The organism is Streptomyces bambusae, from assembly GCF_019400985.1.
Taxonomy (GTDB): Bacteria; Actinomycetota; Actinomycetes; order Streptomycetales; family Streptomycetaceae; genus Streptomyces; species Streptomyces bambusae_A.
This window is the reverse complement of the sequence record NZ_WTFF01000707.1, coordinates 1-789: the sequence shown is the minus strand read 5'-3', so window position 1 is coordinate 789 and position 789 is coordinate 1. Positions and strand designations below refer to the sequence as shown.

General features: G+C 80.7%; 1 pseudogene. It reads left to right on the top strand.

Going from position 1 to position 789, the window contains the following annotated elements:
* A pseudogene (locus GPJ59_RS36660) lies at window positions 1–789 on the top strand (AAA family ATPase); the annotation flags it as partial.

Below are 789 nucleotides of genomic sequence, written 5' to 3'. Positions count from 1 at the left end.
GCGCCGAGCAGCTCGCCGGCGAGGAGCGGCGGCTGCGCGGCGACCTGGGCGCGGTGGAGGCCGCGCACCGGGCCGAGGCGCGCAGCGCCGAGATCACCCGCGAGCGCACGGACCTGGACCGCGAGGCCCGCGCGGCCGACGAGCTGCTGCGCGAGACCTCCGAGTGGCTCGCCCGCTGGGAGACCGACCGGCCGGCCCTGCGGGCCCGGGTGGACGCCGCCCAGCAGGCCGCCACCCAGGCCGAACACCTGGCCGGACGGCTGGAGCCGGCGCGGTTGCAGCTGGCCGCCGCCCGGCGCCGGGACACGCTGGCCGCCGAGGCGGAGGCCCCCGCAGGCCGGCCGCTGTCCGTACGGGAGGAGGCCGCGGCGGCCCGCGGGCGCTGGCTGGAGCTCAAGGAGGCCCGGCTGAGCGGGATCGCCGCCGAACTCGCCCAGGAACTCGTCGACGGGCAGCCGTGCAAGGTCTGCGGATCCGACCGGCATCCCGCGCCGGCCAGGCCGGCCCCCGGCCATGTGGAACGGGCCGCGGAGGAGGCCGCGCACGCCGAGTTCGAACAGGCCGAGGAGCGGCGGGCCGAGGCCGAGCGCCGGCTGGCCGCCGCCACCGAGGCCCGTACGGAGGCCGAGGCCGCGGCCGGCGGCGCGCAGACCGCCGAACTGCTCGCCCTCACCTCGGACCTGACGGCCCGGCATGCCGCCGCGCACGCCGCCGCGGCCGGACTGCACGCCGCCCGCGAGGCGCTGGCCGGCGCGGAACGCGAGTACGCCGCCCGCAGCGAGACCCGCC